The 18,615-nt window shown below is 43.3% G+C and carries 17 protein-coding genes; 12 read left to right on the top strand and 5 right to left on the bottom strand.

The window, feature by feature from the left end:
* The 4 genes from H9Y05_RS14510 (at position 1) to murD (ending at position 6,279) form a co-directional block, all read left to right on the top strand.
* Positions 1–2,142: a penicillin-binding protein gene (locus H9Y05_RS14510; RefSeq protein ID WP_216714697.1), complete on the top strand. Its 2,142-nt coding sequence runs from the start codon at positions 1–3 to the stop codon at positions 2,140–2,142.
* Positions 2,142–3,602 carry a UDP-N-acetylmuramoyl-L-alanyl-D-glutamate--2,6-diaminopimelate ligase gene (locus tag H9Y05_RS14505; protein ID WP_216714696.1) on the top strand — a complete coding sequence of 487 codons (1,461 nt, stop codon included), beginning with the start codon at positions 2,142–2,144 and terminating at the stop codon, positions 3,600–3,602. Before H9Y05_RS14510 ends, H9Y05_RS14505 begins: the two co-directional genes overlap by 1 nt.
* A 78-nt stretch (positions 3,603–3,680) precedes the next feature.
* Entirely contained in the window at positions 3,681–4,925 is a 1,245-nt protein-coding gene (gene mraY / locus H9Y05_RS14500; RefSeq protein ID WP_216714695.1) for a phospho-N-acetylmuramoyl-pentapeptide-transferase, read from the top strand.
* Position 4,926: 1 nt separating this feature from the next.
* Positions 4,927–6,279: a UDP-N-acetylmuramoyl-L-alanine--D-glutamate ligase gene (gene murD / locus H9Y05_RS14495; protein WP_216714694.1), complete on the top strand. Its 1,353-nt coding sequence runs from the start codon at positions 4,927–4,929 to the stop codon at positions 6,277–6,279.
* Between the two features lie 264 nt (positions 6,280–6,543).
* Here the strand turns inward: murD and H9Y05_RS14490 are convergent, their stop codons facing one another.
* From H9Y05_RS14490 to H9Y05_RS14470, 5 genes are all read right to left on the bottom strand, one after another.
* Positions 6,544–7,332: a YoaK family protein gene (locus H9Y05_RS14490; protein WP_163489981.1), complete on the bottom strand. Its 789-nt coding sequence runs from the start codon at positions 7,330–7,332 to the stop codon at positions 6,544–6,546.
* A 48-nt stretch (positions 7,333–7,380) separates the two neighbouring features.
* On the bottom strand, positions 7,381–7,782 hold the full coding sequence (locus H9Y05_RS14485) for a hypothetical protein (protein ID WP_216714693.1): 402 nt from the start codon (positions 7,780–7,782) through the stop codon (positions 7,381–7,383).
* 71 nt (positions 7,783–7,853) lie between these two features.
* Entirely contained in the window at positions 7,854–8,351 is a 498-nt protein-coding gene (locus H9Y05_RS14480) for a hypothetical protein (protein WP_163489983.1), read from the bottom strand.
* A gap of 108 nt (positions 8,352–8,459) precedes the next feature.
* Positions 8,460–9,815 carry a sensor histidine kinase gene (locus H9Y05_RS14475; protein WP_163489984.1) on the bottom strand — a complete coding sequence of 452 codons (1,356 nt, stop codon included), beginning with the start codon at positions 9,813–9,815 and terminating at the stop codon, positions 8,460–8,462.
* Position 9,816: 1 nt separating this feature from the next.
* Positions 9,817–10,515 carry a response regulator transcription factor gene (locus H9Y05_RS14470; protein ID WP_163489985.1) on the bottom strand — a complete coding sequence of 233 codons (699 nt, stop codon included), beginning with the start codon at positions 10,513–10,515 and terminating at the stop codon, positions 9,817–9,819.
* A gap of 214 nt (positions 10,516–10,729) precedes the next feature.
* On the opposite strand from H9Y05_RS14470, the gene H9Y05_RS14465 reads away from it, so the two are divergent.
* From H9Y05_RS14465 to H9Y05_RS14430, 8 genes are all read left to right on the top strand, one after another.
* Positions 10,730–12,544 carry a lysophospholipid acyltransferase family protein gene (locus tag H9Y05_RS14465; RefSeq protein WP_216714711.1) on the top strand — a complete coding sequence of 605 codons (1,815 nt, stop codon included), beginning with the start codon at positions 10,730–10,732 and terminating at the stop codon, positions 12,542–12,544.
* 132 nt (positions 12,545–12,676) lie between these two features.
* Positions 12,677–13,132: a hypothetical protein gene (locus H9Y05_RS14460; protein ID WP_216714692.1), complete on the top strand. Its 456-nt coding sequence runs from the start codon at positions 12,677–12,679 to the stop codon at positions 13,130–13,132.
* A gap of 5 nt (positions 13,133–13,137) precedes the next feature.
* Positions 13,138–14,394 (top strand): FtsW/RodA/SpoVE family cell cycle protein, encoded by a 1,257-nt coding sequence (locus H9Y05_RS14455; protein WP_216714691.1) that lies wholly within the window; start codon positions 13,138–13,140, stop codon positions 14,392–14,394.
* The gene (murG, locus tag H9Y05_RS14450) at positions 14,391–15,482 is read left to right on the top strand and encodes an undecaprenyldiphospho-muramoylpentapeptide beta-N-acetylglucosaminyltransferase (RefSeq protein WP_216714690.1); all 1,092 of its coding nucleotides are present in this window, start codon (positions 14,391–14,393) and stop codon (positions 15,480–15,482) included. Before H9Y05_RS14455 ends, murG begins: the two co-directional genes overlap by 4 nt.
* An 8-nt stretch (positions 15,483–15,490) precedes the next feature.
* Complete coding sequence (locus tag H9Y05_RS14445; RefSeq protein WP_163489989.1) at positions 15,491–15,964, top strand: hypothetical protein; 474 nt, start codon at positions 15,491–15,493, stop codon at positions 15,962–15,964.
* Positions 15,961–16,404 (top strand): hypothetical protein, encoded by a 444-nt coding sequence (locus tag H9Y05_RS14440; protein ID WP_216714689.1) that lies wholly within the window; start codon positions 15,961–15,963, stop codon positions 16,402–16,404. Before H9Y05_RS14445 ends, H9Y05_RS14440 begins: the two co-directional genes overlap by 4 nt.
* Positions 16,405–16,435: 31 nt before the next feature.
* Positions 16,436–17,821 (top strand): UDP-N-acetylmuramate--L-alanine ligase, encoded by a 1,386-nt coding sequence (murC, locus tag H9Y05_RS14435; RefSeq protein WP_317170309.1) that lies wholly within the window; start codon positions 16,436–16,438, stop codon positions 17,819–17,821.
* Complete coding sequence (locus tag H9Y05_RS14430) at positions 17,814–18,611, top strand: cell division protein FtsQ/DivIB (protein WP_163489992.1); 798 nt, start codon at positions 17,814–17,816, stop codon at positions 18,609–18,611. Before murC ends, H9Y05_RS14430 begins: the two co-directional genes overlap by 8 nt.
* Positions 18,612–18,615 lie beyond the last annotated feature (4 nt).

Here is an 18,615-nt window from a genome sequence, read left to right as displayed (position 1 = left end):
GTGGAATTCATTTCTACCCGTAAAAAGAAAAAAGTGAAAGACAACAAATCCATATATCTGCGTGCTTACCTGATTTATTTCAGTTTTGTCATCATCATGATTGTTGTCGTGGTTAAAACCATTATGCTTCAGTTTGAAGGACGTTCGGAGGTGTTCACTACCAATGACGGCGTACAGGAAAAAATGCCGACGCGGACCGTAAAGCGCATTCCGAGAAGAGGAGAAATTCTGGATGCGAATTACAACCCGATGATTACTTCGGTTTCGTTCTACGACATTCACATGGATCCTACCGTGATTGATCAAAAACTGTTTGATGAAGGAATCAATGAGTTGTCACAAGGATTGTCGGAAATGTACCCGACGCGTTCTGCAAGTGAATGGGAACGTTACATCCGCTCTGCACGGTCATCAAAAAAGAGGTACCTGCTGATCAAGCGAAAAGCAACCATCGAAGAGAAAAAAGAACTGGCCAACCTGCCGATTTTCAATAAAGGACGGCTGAAAGGTGGTTTGATTGACTCGGAAGAAACCATTGTCCGTAAACGTCCGCACGGGGAATTACTCAAAAGAACACTGGGATATTACCGCGCACCGGATCGAAAAGCGGGAGAATTACGGGTAGGAATTGAAGGGGCATTCAACGATTACCTGGCAGGAGAATACGGAGAAGAGATTGAGCAGAAATATGGTAACGGATGGAAGAAAACCGGTCAGATCATCCGTGAATCGGTTGAAGGGGCAAATGTAGTAACGTCCATAGACCTGGAAATTCAGGAAGTGGCGCACACGGAATTGGAACGACAGCTGCGCAACCAGGATGCCAAGCATGGATCTGTGATTGTGATGGATGTAAAAACCGGTTTTGTGAAAGCAATTGCTTCTCTGACAAAAGCATCGGATGGTAATTATTACGAAACATTCAACCATGCAATCGGAACAAAAGAAGTACCGGGCTCTACGTTCAAACTTGCTTCATTGATGGCATTGCTCGAAGATGGAAAAGTGAACATCACGGATGAGGTGAATGCGTCCGGAGAATACCATTTCTACAACAATGTGATGACAGACCACGACGGAGGGTATGGGAAAATTACGATCAAGCAGGCATTTGAAAAATCGTCGAATGTGTTTACCAAGATCGTACACAATGCTTACAAAGGAAACAAGGAATCGTTTGTCAACCGGCTGAGAAGCTTCGGATTGGCAGATTCATTGGGATTGGATATCAAAGGAGAAGTAAAACCGACCATGTATTATCCGAGCCACCCCAACTGGTCTGGGATTTCCCTTCCGTGGATGGCAGTTGGGTATGAAGTGCAGCAAACGCCATTGCAGACACTGGCGTTTTACAATGCCGTTGCAAACAACGGGAAATTTGTGAAGCCGCAATTTGTGCAGGAAATCCGGCGCGGACAGGAAGTGATTAAGAAGTTTGAACCGATTGTATTGCGTGAACGCATTTGCAAGGAATCAACAATCCGAACCTTGAAATCGTGTTTGGAAGGAGTAATGATCAACGGAACGGGGCGGGCGTTGAAATCTTCCTATTTCTCTATTGCCGGGAAAACAGGTACAGCGCGGATTCTGAATGCAGACAATACGTACGGAGACAAAGGAAGTTATAAATACCAGGCGTCGTTTGTCGGTTATTTCCCGGCAGATGAACCGATGTATTCCTGTATCGTGGTTATTTCAGAACCGAAATCAGACATCTACGGTGCGCGGGTATCCGGAACGGTATTCTCCGCGATTGCCAATAAAGTGTATGCTTCAACCTTGAAGTACCACGAAGCAATCAACGAAAAGAAACAACGCTTGGAAGAAGCGCCTGTTTCAAAAGACGGAAACCGAACAGATTTGGAAAAAGTACTCCGAACATTTAAAGTGCCGCATACAATCCACAATGACGGTGAATGGCTGAGCACGACGAAGCAGGAAAAAAGCATCGATCTGGAACCGCGCTACATCGGTGATAAAACGGTGCCGAATGTGGTGGGAATGAGTGCGAAAGATGCCGTGTTCCTCATCGAAAAAACAGGAATGCGGGCGAAAGTAATCGGATACGGAGCAGTGGTAACACAATCCATTCCCGCAGGAACAAAAGTGAGTAACAATACAGTGGTGTTAACCTTAAAATAATGGAAAAAGTAGTCAGAGATATCGTTTACGGCATTTCCTTGCAAAAGGTCATTGGTTCCACAGAGGTGACTGTTGAAGCATTGACACTTGACTCCCGGAATGCGGGAGCGGGAAGCCTGTTTTTTGCCGTTGCAGGAACCCGTTTCGACGGACATGATTTCATCGCGAAGGTCATCGAACAGGGATGTAGGGTCATCATTGCAGAAAAAGAAGTGGCTGTTCCGGAAGGTGTTACATTGATTGTGACGGAAAATTCCCACAAAGCAACAGGAATCGTTGCAAGCAATTTTTACGGAGAACCTTCCCGCCAGTTGAAATTGGTTGGAATTACCGGAACAAACGGAAAAACCACGACTACCACGTTATTGTACAACCTGTTCATGCAATTGGGATACAAAACAGGACTGTTATCTACTGTAGTAAATAAAATCGGAGCGGAAACCATTCCGTCGACACATACAACACCGGACCCGATCGCATTGAATGCACTGCTGGCGCAAATGGTAGATGCAAATTGCGAGTACTGTTTCATGGAAGTGAGTTCACACGCGATCCACCAATACCGCATTGCGGGACTGGAGTTCGCAGGAGGCGTGTTTACCAATATTACACACGATCACCTGGACTATCACAACACATTCAAAGAGTACCTGGATGTGAAAAAACGCTTCTTCGATGAATTGCCGGTGACGGCTTTCGCATTGACGAATATAGACGATAAAAACGGGCGTGTAATGATACAAAATACGCGAGCGAAGGTGGTGACTTATGCGATGAAATCTCCCGCGGATTATAAAGTGAAAGTGTTGGAAAATCAATTTTCCGGACTGGTGCTGAATATCAATGGAAAAGAAGTATGGTCGCGACTGGTAGGTGACTTCAACGCGTACAACTTGTTGACAGCTTATGCCGTGAGCATCTTGTTGGGGGAAGAAGAGGAAGAAGTGTTACGTGTGTTAAGCTCGTTGGAATCGGTGGAAGGCCGCTTCCAATATTTTATATCCGAAAGTGGAGTAGTAGCGATCATTGATTATGCACACACACCGGACGCGTTGGAAAATGTACTGAAGACCATTGCGAATATCCGTACAAAGAACGAAACACTTTACACGATTGTAGGTTGCGGCGGAGACCGTGACAAAGCAAAACGTCCGGAAATGGCGCGCATTGCATGTGAATTGAGCGACAAGGTGATCCTGACATCGGATAATCCGCGTTCGGAAGATCCAAACCAAATCATTGAAGAAATGAATGCAGGAGTTCCGGGATACCACTTCAAGAAAACCATTTCGGTGGTAGACAGAAAACAGGCTATAAAAACAGCAATTTCCATGGCAGAAAAAGGAGATATCATCCTGATTGCCGGGAAAGGACATGAAAAATACCAGGAGATCAACGGAATTAAATACGACTTTGACGACCGGCAGATCGCACTGGAATTGTTTGAACAAATGATGTGAAATTAAATACTGAATGATGAATACTGAATTTTGTACCATTCAAAATTCAAAATCCAAAATTCATAATTATAAAAAAGTATGTTGTACTATTTATTTAATTATTTAGACGAGTTGAACTTCCCGGGAGCAGGGTTGTTTGATTACATTTCATTCAGAGCAGCGATGGCGTTGATCACATCGTTGATCGTTTCTGTGTTCTTCGGAAAGCGTATCATTAACCTGTTGCGCAAACAGCAAATCGGAGAAACGGTACGCGACCTGGGATTGCAGGGACAGATGGAAAAATCAGGAACGCCGACAATGGGTGGAATTATCATCCTGAGTGCGATTTTCATCCCGACGCTTTTGTTTGCGAAGCTGGACAACATTTATGTGATCACAATGCTTGTGGCGACAATCTGGCTGGGAACAATCGGATTCCTGGATGACTATATCAAAGTGTTCAGAAAGAACAAAGAAGGATTAGCCGGACGCTTTAAAATTGTCGGACAGGTCGGAGTCGGAATCATCATCGGTTGCATGCTATACTTTTCCGATGACGTGAAAGTGCACAAAAAAGTAACGGCAGATTACGAGATTCAGGATGATGAGCGTGTTGTTTCGCACATGCACTCAGATACAGACGATGGAACAATGTGGATTGAAGCGGATCACATGACGACAACCATTCCGTTCATCAAAGGAAATGAATTCAACTACAACTGGCTGTTGGGTGAAAACGGAAGTTCTCCGTACGGGTGGCTGATCTTCATCCCGATTGTGATTTTCATTGTAACAGCTGTTTCCAACGGAGCAAATATGACCGACGGATTGGATGGTTTGGCGACAGGAACATCGGCAATTATCGGTATTGCGCTGGCGGTACTGGCCTATGTGAGCTCCCACGTCAAATTTGCCGACTACCTCAATGTGATGTACATTCCGCATGCGGAAGAAATGGTAATTTTCATTTCCGCATTTGTCGGAGCGTGTATCGGCTTTTTGTGGTACAATTCCTACCCGGCACAGGTTTTCATGGGAGATACGGGAAGCTTGGCGTTGGGTGGTATTATTGCTGTTTTTGCGATTGCCATCCGAAAAGAATTGTTGATCCCGGTATTGTGTGGAGTATTCTTAATTGAAAACCTGTCCGTGATGCTGCAGGTCGGTTATTTCAAATACACCAAACGGAAATTCGGAGAGGGCAGGCGGATCTTTAAAATGGCACCGCTGCACCACCATTACCAGAAATTGGGACTGCACGAAGCAAAGATTGTATCGCGTTTCTGGATTGTAGCCGTATTGCTGGCAGTTGTTTCCATCGTAACCCTGAAATTGAGATAAATTGAAACCGCACGGAACAAAAAATATCGTTGTACTGGGCGCCGGAGAATCCGGAGTCGGAGCGGCTATTCTTGCCAAAAAACAAGGATGGAACGTCTTTGTATCCGATTTCGGAAAAATTAAAAACTCGTTCAAACAGGAGTTAGACGAAAACGGATTGGAGTGGGAAGAAGGGAAACATACGGAAGCACGCATCCTGGCTGCTGCAATTGTTGTGAAATCTCCCGGAATTCCGGACAAAGCACCAATCGTAAAGCAATTGCACGAAAAGAACATTCCGGTGATCTCCGAAATTGAGTTTGCAGGGTATTACAACACCGCAAAAACGATTTGCATCACGGGAAGCAACGGGAAAACCACAACTACCATGCTGACGTATCACATTCTCAAAAAAGCGGGGATCCATGTCGGCCTGGCGGGAAATGTGGGACAAAGCTTTGCGAAACAGGTAGCGGAAGAAACCTTCGACTGGTATGTACTGGAGTTGAGTTCCTTTCAGTTGGATGGGATGTTTGATTTCAAAGCCGATATTGCTGTTCTGACCAACATTACACCGGATCACCTGGATCGCTACGAGTACCAATTGCAAAACTATGTGGACAGCAAGTTCCGCATTTTGCAAAACATGACGGCAAACGACTGGTTCATTTACAACGCGGATGACAAAATCATCGAGGCGGAACTGGCAAAACGAACGATTGCTGCACAACTTGCGCCCTTCTCTCTGACCAAAGAACTTGCGCAGGGAGGCTATGTAAACAACGAACAACAAATAACAATAACAACAAATAAAGAACAATTCACTATGTCAATTCATGAATTAGCCCTGAAAGGGAAGCACAACACACAAAACTCATTGGCTTCCGGAATCGCATCTCGTCTACTGGAGATTCGAAAAGAAACTGTACGCGAAAGTCTTACAGACTTCGTGAATGTTGAACACCGATTGGAATTCGTTGCTAAAGTGCACGGAATCGAATTCATCAACGACTCAAAAGCTACGAATGTCAATTCTACCTGGTTTGCGCTGGAAAGCATGGACAAACCGACGGTATGGATCGTGGGAGGAGTTGACAAAGGAAATGATTACTCGGAGTTGACCGAATTGGTGCGCGACCGTGTAAAAGCGATCATTTGCCTGGGAGTGGACAACTCAAAGATCATTGAAGCATTCACAGGAGTAGTGGATACGATTGTAGAAGCACGTTCGGCAATGGAAGCAGTGGCGTATGGTTACCGCCTGGCGAAAAAAGACGAAACGGTATTGTTGTCACCTGCCTGCGCTTCGTTCGACCTGTTTGAAAACTACGAAGAACGCGGAAATTTATTCAAAGAAGCGGTAAGAGCACTTTGATCAATCACCTGAATTGACGTTAGATAATTTTGTAGGTGTAATCCTGCATGAATAAAATCGGCTGCCCTTGTAAATTGAGAAAGGGCAGCCAATGACTACCACCCCGATAACTGAGCGTCAGAAGAATGTCGGATGTTATCAAAATAAGTACCTTAAATAAAAGACAGAAACCAAAAATCCCCCATCATTCCGATGAGGGATATCCCTTTGTTAACGCAGATTTAGAAGAAAAGATAAGGTGGGTTAGTACGTTAACAACGCGATCTAATTATTCTTGATCAACTGCGGTTCTTTTTCTTTCGTACTTCGGTTTGCATCCCGCTCCTGGCGTTGCCTGCGAATCAAAAACTTGAAGTAGCGGATTTTGGAGAAGTCATACAAAAGTACAACCACCAGTACCAGGCAGGCCACATAAAAGATTTTGAACCGGATAATGCCGAAAAAATAACTTGCTACAATCGCTCCCGTCACATACGAAATGAAAATGGAGAAAATCAACTTGGCTTTGTCGGTAATGGCACGGTTGTTCCGGAAATGTTTTTTCGTGAGCATGGAAAACAAGATTCCCAGGTCGGTCGTTGCCCCCGTAAGGTGAGTGGTTTTGACGGAGAAATTCGAAATACTTGCCGTCAGACCATTCTGAAGCCCCATTGCAAAGAGCATGATGGCCACCATGATTTCTGTTTCACGGAGGGTCTCTTCGTAGAAAAAATCACCGTAAACCCCAACTGCAACCAAACAGACAATTTCCAGTACAATGGGAAGTGAATGTGCGATGTATGTATTTTTATTGTTGAGGGAAATCACGATCAGGTTGGAAACAAAACCTCCGAAGAAGAACAGGAAAATCCACGAAAGAACAATCAATACCTGGTAAAAATTCCCCTTTACGATTTCAGCTGCAAGAATCGCATAATAACCGGTTACGTTCGAGGTAAAGGAAAAAAAGATAATGAGTGAGGATACGTTGATCATTCCCGCAACGAAAGCGGTGAGTACCCCCAGTTTTAAATTGTCATTGAGTGACCTGTGTTGACTATATTTTCTAAGCATGTCGAAAAACTAAAATGTGTGTTGTGGTGTCGATCTGTTGACAGTGTATTAATGTGTACATTTCTTAAAAGTCATGCTGGCAAGTCCTTTTACCTGTATGTCCAGTTCAAAATTCAGAGACAGCGTGTCCTTGTCGATGTATGTTACTTTGTAATGTTCCAGCGGAACCTTGTTTTCATCTTTAATCACCAGCATGTCCCCCTTTCCTTTCAATCGCCAGTAAAGTACCCGCGTTTCATTGGAAGGAGAAGAAATGTGTAACTCCCCGTTCGGACGAAATGTCCAGGTTTCATTTTGATGTAACAATAAATCCTTTCCCAGGTGTTCTTTCAGTGCAACAGACAACGAATCGGTACATGCATCTTTTTTCTGCTTTGGTGTAGCCACACGCTCGTATTTCCAGGAATGCTCACTCCAGTCACCGATGATCAGATCTTCGGGACTGTTCATGTTAATTCTGATGAATGAATACCCGATGATACTAACCGCTAACAAAATAAATATGTACCTCAGTCGCATGATTATGATATTTTAATGGTGTTTAAGAACAATTCTGAGAAGTTCTCCATGCTTTCCTCGTGCTTTTCCTGGAATTGTACATGGGAAACATCGTCACAACAGTCGTTGATATACGGAGTGATGTCAAAGCTCCGCTTCGTTGCTTTTTTCTGGTTGATTCCTGCCGGAATGTATACTTTGTCGATCTGGTTGTTCGTGACGTACGATTTAAACGCCCGTTTGTTCAACCCGTGAAACAAATCAATTTTGATATGAGTCAACTGTGAAGCGTATTTATTTTTCAATAATTCACAGCCTTCAAAAAAGACAGGAGGAACAATTTCTTTTAAAATATCCTTCCTGGAATTGAAGAGCAAATCTGTGATACTGTCATTTAAAAAATAACCATGCAGTAAGGTAACCGCCACAGTATCTTCGTCATTCATATCATGGATCACTTTCTTGATTGTATTCAGTGAATCCATTTGAAAATCTGTTGGAATTAAAACATGTTTATGCATCGCAATACGTTTTTTGTTTACGATACAAAAATGAAACAACGGGATTAGAAGGAACTAAGAATGGAATTAGAATTCACTTAAAAAGAGATTAGAATTTGATTAGAAAAACTATTCCTTCGTGCAAATAGGTAAATTAATCTGAACAATTGTTCCTTGATTTTCAGCTGATTTCACAAGAATTTCACCTTTGTGGAGATCAATGATGTTCTTGGTGAGCGGCAACCCGATTCCGAATCCTTCATAGCTTGTTGTGTTCGACGCGCGGAAAAACGGGTCGTAAATGAATTTCAGTTCCTGCGTCGGAATCCCGATTCCCGAATCGTTGATCAGCAGGTATACGGATTTGTCGGATGCACCGATAGAAACAGTTACTTCCTGGTAATTGGAATACTTACTGGCATTGGTAATGATATTCGACAGTGCAAGTTGCAGTAACTGATAATTTCCTTTTACTTTCAGCTTTTTCGGATTCTCCGGCAACAAAGACACATTAACGGTGATCGAATGCCGTTTGTCCAGTTTTTCTACGATCTCTTTGGTGTCCCATACCAATTGGTCGATGCGCAGCACATCTTCTTTTTGAGCGGTTCCGTTGAACCCGGTTTGCGCCAGTGAAAGCAATGCCCGTGTTTTACTGTCGAGGTTCTCTGCTGCTTCCAGGATCACCCGGATCGTTTCCTGGTATTCTTCTACTGTCCGCTCTTTCGTCAGGGCCAGGTCCGCTTCTCCGATAATCGTTGTCAACGGAGTCCGCAATTCGTGCGATGCGTTACTCACGAAATTGTTCTGGATTTCAAAGGCCGTTTCAATCCGGTTCAGCATCTGGTTGAAGGTATTGGCAAGCTCATTAACCTCGTCATTGACAATTTTTGTCGGCAAGCGCAAATGCAGGTTTTCCGAGCTGATTTGCTTGGCGCGTTCCGTGATTTTGACAATCGGGCTGAACAGGTATTTTGACAGGACGAAGGAAAAACACAACGCGAGCAGTAAGGCAATCACAAAGGTGTAAATCAACAATTGAAAAAGAAAAATATTCAGGTTTCCTTCCAGGTAATTCTCAGCACCGGCCACAATGATATAGGATTGTTTGTTTTGCTGCGACTGATGCAGGATAGCAATGTATTTGATTCCTCCTTTTGAATAATAAGCAATTTTTTTTTGTGCAGCTTCTTCCAGGAACCGGACATCAACGTGAATGGAATCAGCAATGACCTGCATGTTCTGGTTGGTAGAAAAATAAAAATCCTGCTCGTGAAATAACTTATCGGATGCATTGTCCGGTTCAATCTTCTTTCCCTGGTCAATGTTCCAGTTGGCAATGGATTTGGCGCGCAATTCCAATAAGTGATTAAAATCTTTTTCGAGGTAGCGGGAAACGGAAATATAAACGATCATTGAAATCAGGAGAATCAACAACACGAAGACACTCATCAGCAATAAAATCGATTTACTTTTGTTTTTCATCTTATTTCTCCTTCATAATATAGCCCATACCAATTACCGTATGAATTAACTTCGGTTCGAAACTCTGATCAATCTTTTTGCGCAGGTAGTTGACATACACATCCACAACATTGGTGCCGAGGTTGAAATTCAATCCCCAGACATTTTCCAGGATATCCATCCGGGATAAAACAATGTTTTTATTGTTCAGAAAATAGAGCAACAGGCGGTATTCCGTACTTGTCAGGTTGATCTCAATCCCATCGCGGGTCACTGTTTTTGAATTGTCATCCACCGTGAGATTCATAAAGGAATATACATTGGAATTAGTCGCAGGAACCGGTTCGGAGCTAAAAACATCCGTACGCCGCAACAATGTTTTGATCCGCGCCAAAAACTCAATGAACTTAAATGGTTTCACAATGTAATCATCCGCTCCTTTATTCAATCCCAATACAATGTTTTCCGATGTTCCCAATGCCGTTAGAAATAACACGGGAACAGTTGTGTTGACTTCCCGGATCAGCGTGCAGACCTCAATGCCGTTTTTGCCGGGAAGCATAATGTCCAGGATAATCAGGTCAAACTGATTTTGCTGAAACAATTCCCAACCGATGTTGCCATCAAAAGCAACAGTCACATCATAGCCTTCCTCTGTCAACCCTTTCTTAATAAAAGAGGCAACGTGTGCTTCATCTTCAACCAGCAAAATTTTTCTCATCCCGACCATTTTCGAATGGATACAAAAATAAGCATTAGAACTTAAGTTTACAAGTCCGTCAGCAGCAGTCTGTTGGTTAAAATTAAGCCTGTTTTAAATCTGTTTTAAGAATGTGCTTAACACCAATCAGGGACGAGGAAACTACATACATTTGCAGAGATCAAACAAGACGTTTGAAATGTGTTTCAACTAAATACATGCTTGTATGAGTAAAATGCAATTAGTGAAAACCAGGGATATTTACCAGGTTTCAGGCCTGAACAAATTGGGATTGTTCGGCATTCCGATCGCGTGGAGCGTGAAAAATATCAGTGGACTGACAAAAGCCAATAAAATTTATTCAAAGGGATTCGGAAAGAATACACCCGATTTTCTTCAGTTTGTGCTGGATGATCTCAACATCGATTTCGAGTTGTACGAGGAAGATGTAAAACGAATCCCGAAAGAAGGCCCGTTTGTCATTGTAGCAAACCACCCGCTTGGTGCAATGGACGGAATACTGATGATGCACATCATCGCAAAAGTACGCCCCGATTTTAAAATTATGGGAAATTTCCTGTTACACAAAATCAAACCGTTGGAACCGATGGTAATTGCGGTCAACCCGTTTGAAACACGCAAAGAAGCATTCAACAGCAGTAAAGGAATGCGCGATGCAATCCAACATGTAAATGACGGAGGCTGTCTGGGGATTTTTCCGGCAGGAGAAGTGTCGGGGAAAGAAAAAGACGGAAAAATCAACGACCGTGACTGGCAGAAATCCGCCATCAAACTCATCCGGAAATTGAATGTTCCCGTGATTCCCATGTATTTTCACTCAAAGAACAGCCCGTTTTTTTACCGGATGGCCAAATTACACCCGACCCTGCAAACAGCATTACTGCCAAAAGAAGCGGTTCGCACGCGTCCTAAGCCGATTTATATCCGTATCGGGAAACCAATTTCAGCGAAGCATCAGCAGGAGTTTAAAGAAGTAGAGGAACTGGCGGCCTTTTTAAGAAATAAAACGTATTCACTTTCCACTTTTTATTCCGACAAGAAAGTACGGTTGATGAAATCGCTGAAGATTCCGGTAACAATTCACACGGACAGTAACTCAATTCAACCCAAACCGATTATTTGCGAAACACCGGTCGATTTGTTAGTGACCGATTTGAATGAATTACGCAAAGAAGAAAAGAAACTGTTGTTCAAAAGCAACAACTACGAATGCTATTTTACCAAAGCGAAAGAAATCCCGAATGTGTTGCGTGAAATCGGACGTTTGCGCGAAATTACATTCCGTGAAATCGGGGAGGGAACCAATCAGGAAACAGACCTGGATCGCTATGATGTCCATTACCAGCACTTGTTTTTATGGGATACGGAAACGGAACGGATTGTAGGAGCCTACCGGATCGCATTGGGGAAAAAAGTATATGAAAAATATGGTGTCGACGGATTCTACCTGAATGAATTGTTCCATTTTGAAGCGGAATTCCGTCCGTTTTTTCCTCAATGCATTGAAATGGGGCGTGCGTTTGTCGTGCCGGATTATCAGCAGAAACCAATGCCGCTTTTTTTGCTCTGGCGGGGAGTCGTACATGTGATGCTACGCAATCCCTCACACAAATTTATCATCGGTAGTGTCAGCATCAGCAACCGGTTTTCGGATTTTTCAAAATCACTGATGATTGAGTTCGTGAAATCACATTATTACGATCCGTACATTGCCCAGTTTATCCGTGCAAAACACGAATTTAAGATCAAATTAAAGGAAGAAGACAAGCATTTCTTTTTCAGTGAAGCAGAAGCCGATCTCAATAAATTTGATAAGTTAATCGATGAGTTGGAGCCAAATGTATTGCGATTGCCGGTGCTGGTTAAAAAATACATCAAACAGAATGCACGTGTGATCGGGTTTAACGTCGACCCGAAATTCAATGATGCGATTGACGGATTGATGTACATCCGCATCAGCGATTTACCGGAAAGTACTGTGAAACCTGTGTTGGAAGAATTACAGGCAGCGTTGAATCAACAACAGTAGACAGGTGAATCGTTTCCTGTTTGTCAACTTTATTATCATTGATCTGTTCATAACCAAATAATGATGTTCATCATCAAAAAGCGGAAAACCCTAATTTTGTTTGTCACTCCTGGTGAATGAAAAAAAGGGATTATGAAAGAGATTAAAACAAGACATAATTTACTGGAAGCGAGAAAGAAGGCGTTGGAACAAGTTACTCATGGTTCTATTCGTCCGCACGGGAAATTGTGGGGGATGGATGTCTTTTCGTGGATGAATCCGGATGTTGAAGCATTGGCGTTGACCATTCACGCGTTTCCGTTTCCGATTCTGTGGTTGTCACCTTCAGGACTTTTAATGGCTGTGGCAGAATGTGATGCCGCAATTGCGACCAACATTCATACAGTGATTACTTACGACCAAAGCAGTGCAGCTGAAAAATCGGGGGAGATTCTTCACCTGATCACAACAAATGACATTCATCAGGCGTTTCAGAAAATGAATGCCCTTCAGTTTAAACCGGGAATTATCCTGTTCTGTTCAGAAGGAGCTGACAGTGAAATGTATCAGAAAGCGTTCAGTAATTACCTGGAGCTTCACCAAATTTAACGGCTATGTCCAACAGTGAAACAGTTGTAACATCAGACAGCGAAACAATGCTGAAACCCGGATCGCTATCCGTTAAGCGCTTTTTGAATTACCTTAAGGGCGACCGGGTGATCTGGATCATCACCCTGCTCATGCTCGCATTCTCACTGGTTACCGTTTTTAGCTTTGTTCCCGTACTGGTAAAGGTAGAAGGGGGTACACCTTTCAAATACCTGTTCAAGCATTTTATTTACATTCTGATCAGTTTCGCCGCGATGTTCTGGGTACACCGGCAGGATCCGAAATATTTTTCACAGGTCTCCAAATTTGCATTAATCCTGGGAATAGGACTCTTATTGCTTACCTTACTGTTGCCCAACGAAGTCAACAATGCCAAACGGTGGATTCGCGTTCCGTTTATCGGCTTGACATTCCAGGCTTCCGACTTTGCGAAATTGGCGTTGATCATTTACTTGTCCAGGCAACTGGTAAAACGAAAAGACCAGTTCAAGGACTGGAAAGAAGGTTTTGTTCCGATCGTTCTCCCGATTGTCCTTGTATGCGGTTTGATTGTCAAAGATAACTTTTCCACTGCCGGAATTGTCTTCATGCTGGCCATCGGATTGTTATTCCTGGGACGATTTCCCTTTTCCCGGATCCTGGCGATTTTCGGAATGGCAATTGGCGGATTATTCCTGATTGTGTTGCTTCACAAAGCAGTTCCTGATTTGAACCTGTTGCCACGTTATACCACATGGGAAAACCGGATTCTGAACCGGATGGATACGGAGAGTAATGTGGTGGACAATGCCCAGGCTGTCAATGCTCAACTGGCGATCTACAACGGAAAAATCTTCGGACAGGGAGTGGGGGACGGAAAGCTAAAGGAATACCTCCCGGAGGCATATGCCGATTTTTATTACTCCTCTTTTGTAGAAGAATTCGGTTCTCTTTCTGCCATTGTGCTGACCATGGCTTATTTGATTCTTTTGTTCCGGATTTTCCGGATTGGCCTGAAAGCAGAAAACTTGTTTGAAACGTATTTCTGTATTGGTATCGGAATGTTGCTCATTACACAGGCATCGGTAAACATGCTTGTGTGTACGGGGGTTTTTCCTGTGACGGGACAAAACATGCCGCTGTTGGCAATGGGAGGTTCCGCAATGATCATGACGTGTATGGCAATCGGAATGGTACAGAGCATTGCCGCAAAGCAGGAGAAGGGAACAAAGAAGACGAAAGAAGAAAGCGGTGACAACCAATTAATAAATGAAGACGAATGAAACGTATAATCATTTCCGGTGGGGGTACCGGAGGACATATCTTTCCTGCTGTTGCCATTGCAGATGAGCTGAAACGTCAATTTCCGGAGGTGGAGATTTTATTTGTGGGCGCGGAAGGAAAAATGGAAATGGAAAAAGTACCGCAAGCCGGATATAAGATCATCGGGTTACCGATTGCGGGATTGCAACGCAAATTGACATTGAAAAACCTGGCATTACCGTTTAAGATTGTAAAAAGCATTGTACGTGCACGAAAAATAGTAAAGGAGTTTCAGCCACAGGTGGTGATCGGGGTAGGAGGATATGCTTCCGGTCCGACCCTGAAAGCGGCATCCATGCTGGGAATTCCTACGCTGGTACAGGAGCAGAATTCATTTGCCGGAAAAACAAATATGCTGCTGGCTAAAAAAGCGACGACTTTGTGTGTGGCATACGAAGGAATGGAGAAGTTCTTTCCGAAAGAAAAAATTGTAATGACCGGAAATCCCGTTCGGCTGGAAGTAACACAAATAGAAGGAAAGCGGAGTGAGGCGTTTGCCTTTTATGGCTTAGATGCATCCCGTCCGACCTTGTTGGTTATCGGCGGATCGTTGGGAGCGCGTACACTCAATGAGTCATTGATTGCGGGGATTGAACAATTACAGCAGGCAGGCATCCAGGTGTTGTGGCAGTGTGGAAAATTGTATTACGAAGAATTGATCAGCCGACTGAAAGGAAAGGACCTGACAGGAATTCACCTGACCCAGTTTATTGCCCGGATGGACCTGGCATACGCACTTGCGGATGTAATTGTTTCACGTGCCGGAGCAATTTCTGTTTCAGAGTTATGCCTGATTCAAAAACCGGCAATCCTTGTTCCTTCTCCGAATGTGGCGGAAGACCATCAAACACACAACGCAATGGCACTGGTGAACAAACAGGCAGCTGTGCTGGTGAAAGACGCTGATGCACGGACAACATTAATCAATGAAGTCATTCAGTTGATGAACAATAAGGAAGTACAAACGACATTGGCGGCAAACATCGCTCAGCTGGGAAAACCGGGTGCAACAAAAGCTATTGTGAGCGAAATAACGAAAATCGGGTAACCATAGCAATGGCAAAGAAGCTGGAAATAATACATGGATTGATATGGCTGGCATTCCTGGTCTATATGTTCAACCTGTTTGTGCCGGATTACAAGCACACCTATTATTACATAGATGCAAACGGTGTTTACCAGTACACATACGGAACACAGAATTTTCACCTGAAATTTATTTTGCTTGTCACAACTGCAATTCCTCTGTTGATTATGACATTTGTTAAACATACACAATTTTCCAGGTTTGCATCGCTTGTGTTTCCTGTGTTAATGTGTACATTTATTTACCTGAACGGATTTGCCACCTCGGAAGACAGTTATTTTTTTTATGAACGGAATGATTTTGCAGGCTACACACCTTATGCGGGATATTACATTGGGTGTTCGTGCGCCTTGTTGTTTCTGGTGACCGCTATTCTGAAGTCGACGGTTCCTGTAACAAAAAAATACAGTGTAAGTAAGGAGATAATAGACGATTTTAAATGAATAAGAAACTCATCATAACACGTGTGATACTGATTCTGGCATTTGTGATGTACCTGGTCAGTCTGCTGATGCCGTATAAAATATACCAGGACGTGAATCCATTAGCCCCGCAAGATACCTATAGACCTTACTCGGGAGGACCAGGTTACGATACGGAATATATTTTGTTTTTCATCTTCTTTATTCCTGCGCTTGTATTTGGTTTAGTCCGACATACGATTACGATGAAAGCATTGCTGCTGGTTTTTAGCGTATTGTTGTTCGGATTTGCATGTTTTGTATACAGCGAAGATTTTTCTCCGGATTATTCCAGACCGCATATGGGATTTTTCTTATTTTTTATCAGTACCGTTTTATTTTTAGCAGTGGCGATCTATAAAATACGTATTCCTGTTCCGAAGCGGAAAGAAAAACACCTGGATTTATTAGATGACTTTTAACCAACAGAAAAACACACAAACGAACGAAATAGTGGACATACGAATAGTAAATATCAGTTTGGACAACTTTGAAAATGCTTATTTTCTGGGAATAGGTGGAATCGGGATGTCTGCGCTTGCACGTTATTTTAAATCGCTGGGATGGAATGTGGCAGGTTACGACAAAACACCTTCGCCATTGACAGAATCACTGCAACAGGAAGGAATTGATGTGCACTACGAAGACCGGAATTCGAGTATTTCATCACCATATGGCGATAAGGCGAAAACACTGGTGATTGTGACGCCTGCCGTACCGAAAAATTTAGGAGAATTACTACATTTTCAGTTCAACGAATTTGAAATCGTGAAGCGTTCCGAAGTACTGGGATTGATTACGAAAACCTCCAAAGGATTAGGTGTAGCGGGAACGCATGGAAAGACTACGACCAGTACTATGCTGGCGCACCTGCTGGATCAATCAGAAGTGAAATGTACTGCATTTCTGGGAGGGATTTCATCCAATTTCAATTCCAATCTGGTACTGAATCCGTCGGCAGCTTATACCGTAATCGAAGCCGATGAATTTGACCGTTCGTTTCTGCGTTTGTCGCCGTTTGCAAGCATCATTACATCTGCCGATCCGGATCACCTGGATATCTACGGCGATGCAGCTCATTTCCGGGAAGGATTTGAATTGTATGCCGGGTTGCATCCTGAAAACGGCGTTGTTGTTCAAAAATACGGATTGAATTTGCCGACAGCGGCGAAAACGATCACCTATGGAATCAATGAACCTGATTCGGAGTATTGTGGTCTGAATGTACGTGTGGAAAACGAGAAATATCTGTTCGATGTTCAGACACCTTCCGGGAAATGGGAAGCTGTTGAATTGGGAATTCCCGGCATTCACAATGCTGAAAATGCGATTGCCTGCATTGCCTTGTGTCAATTTTTAGGAGTAGACGAAGCAACCATCCGGTCCGGGTTGAAGACATTCCTGGGGGTAAAAAGAAGGTTTGAAAGCATTGTTAAATCGCAGAATTTAATCTATATTGACGATTATGCGCACCATCCGACCGAATTAAAGGCATTGATTGATTCCATTCGCCTGATCTACCACGATCGGAAAGTAACCGGAGTTTTTCAACCGCATTTGTTCACACGAACCCGTGATTTCTTTGAAGGATTTGTAGCACAACTATCCCGGTTGGATGAGGTCATTTTGCTCCCGATTTACCCCGCAAGGGAGGAGCCGATTCCGGGTGTAACAAGTGACGCGTTACTGGAAAAAATTACTGCGCCGGATAAAAAACTGATGCTTCCCGGTGAAGTCGTCAATTACCTGTCTGCTCATACCGAAGGTGTATTTCTAACCATCGGAGCCGGTGATATTGACCGGATTGTCAATCCGTTAAAAAAAGAATGGAGTGAGTAAATGGCTGAAAATAACAGGATGGTCGGTCTTTGGCGTTTCAGTCATCGTGCTGCTGGTAATGACACAAAAAGTGTTGAAGGAATTACCATTGCAAAAACCTGCCATCCAGATCAGCGTGGAAGGTGAAAATTCCTTTCTTACCGAAAACGAATTATTGTCCCGCCTGGAACGGAATAACCTGGTGTTTGTCAACCAACGCGTTCGTGATCTCAACCCGGAAAAAATAGAGCGGTTTATCCGGAAAATGGAGGAAGTGAAAAACGTTACGGTTTATAGCTCTCTGAGTGGTAACTGGAACATTGAAATAGAACTGCGCAGACCTATTGCGCACATCTTCAACCTGTCAGGACAAAGTTATTTCCTGGATGCGGACGGACACACAATCAGTAGTTCTTCCGAACACACCGCACGGGTATTGGTTGTGACGGGAGAGATTCCGGACAGATATGGTTCGGAAAGTGTTTCTGACATTATTAACAATGACTCTTTGAAAACTATTCGAAAATTAGATGATGTGTATCGAATTTCGAATTATGTTTGCAATGATCCACTAATGCGGTCATTAATAGGGCAAATTCACAGAGAAAGCAACGGTGATTTTGTACTGATCCCGTTAGTTGGTGGACAGAAAATTGTCTTTGGCTCAGCGTTTACTGAACAGGACGTTGCAGAAAAATTTGAAAAACTAAAGATATTTTACAAAGAAGCAATTCCGTTTGAAGGGTGGAATAAGTACAGCGAAATCTCCCTCAAATACGATAAGCAGATTGTTTGTAAGAAAAAAGAATAAGAAA

The organism is Taishania pollutisoli (assembly GCF_014518315.1).
GTDB lineage: Bacteria > Bacteroidota > Bacteroidia > Flavobacteriales_D > Crocinitomicaceae > Taishania > Taishania pollutisoli.
Note: the sequence above shows the minus strand (reverse complement) of the source record. Positions and strands in the feature narration are given on the sequence as shown.

Coding starts and splice junctions, on each gene's coding strand:
- H9Y05_RS14505 (WP_216714696.1), top strand. CDS start 2,142: ATGGAAAAAGTAGTCAGAGATATCGTTTACGGCATTTCCTTGCAAAAG.
- mraY (WP_216714695.1), top strand. CDS start 3,681: ATGTTGTACTATTTATTTAATTATTTAGACGAGTTGAACTTCCCGGGA.
- H9Y05_RS14490 (WP_163489981.1), bottom strand. CDS start 7,332: ATGCTTAGAAAATATAGTCAACACAGGTCACTCAATGACAATTTAAAA.
- H9Y05_RS14485 (WP_216714693.1), bottom strand. CDS start 7,782: ATGAACAGTCCCGAAGATCTGATCATCGGTGACTGGAGTGAGCATTCC.
- H9Y05_RS14480 (WP_163489983.1), bottom strand. CDS start 8,351: ATGCATAAACATGTTTTAATTCCAACAGATTTTCAAATGGATTCACTG.
- H9Y05_RS14475 (WP_163489984.1), bottom strand. CDS start 9,815: ATGAAAAACAAAAGTAAATCGATTTTATTGCTGATGAGTGTCTTCGTG.
- H9Y05_RS14470 (WP_163489985.1), bottom strand. CDS start 10,515: ATGAGAAAAATTTTGCTGGTTGAAGATGAAGCACACGTTGCCTCTTTT.
- H9Y05_RS14465 (WP_216714711.1), top strand. CDS start 10,730: ATGCAATTAGTGAAAACCAGGGATATTTACCAGGTTTCAGGCCTGAAC.
- H9Y05_RS14460 (WP_216714692.1), top strand. CDS start 12,677: ATGAAAGAGATTAAAACAAGACATAATTTACTGGAAGCGAGAAAGAAG.
- H9Y05_RS14455 (WP_216714691.1), top strand. CDS start 13,138: ATGTCCAACAGTGAAACAGTTGTAACATCAGACAGCGAAACAATGCTG.
- murG (WP_216714690.1), top strand. CDS start 14,391: ATGAAACGTATAATCATTTCCGGTGGGGGTACCGGAGGACATATCTTT.
- H9Y05_RS14445 (WP_163489989.1), top strand. CDS start 15,491: ATGGCAAAGAAGCTGGAAATAATACATGGATTGATATGGCTGGCATTC.
- H9Y05_RS14440 (WP_216714689.1), top strand. CDS start 15,961: ATGAATAAGAAACTCATCATAACACGTGTGATACTGATTCTGGCATTT.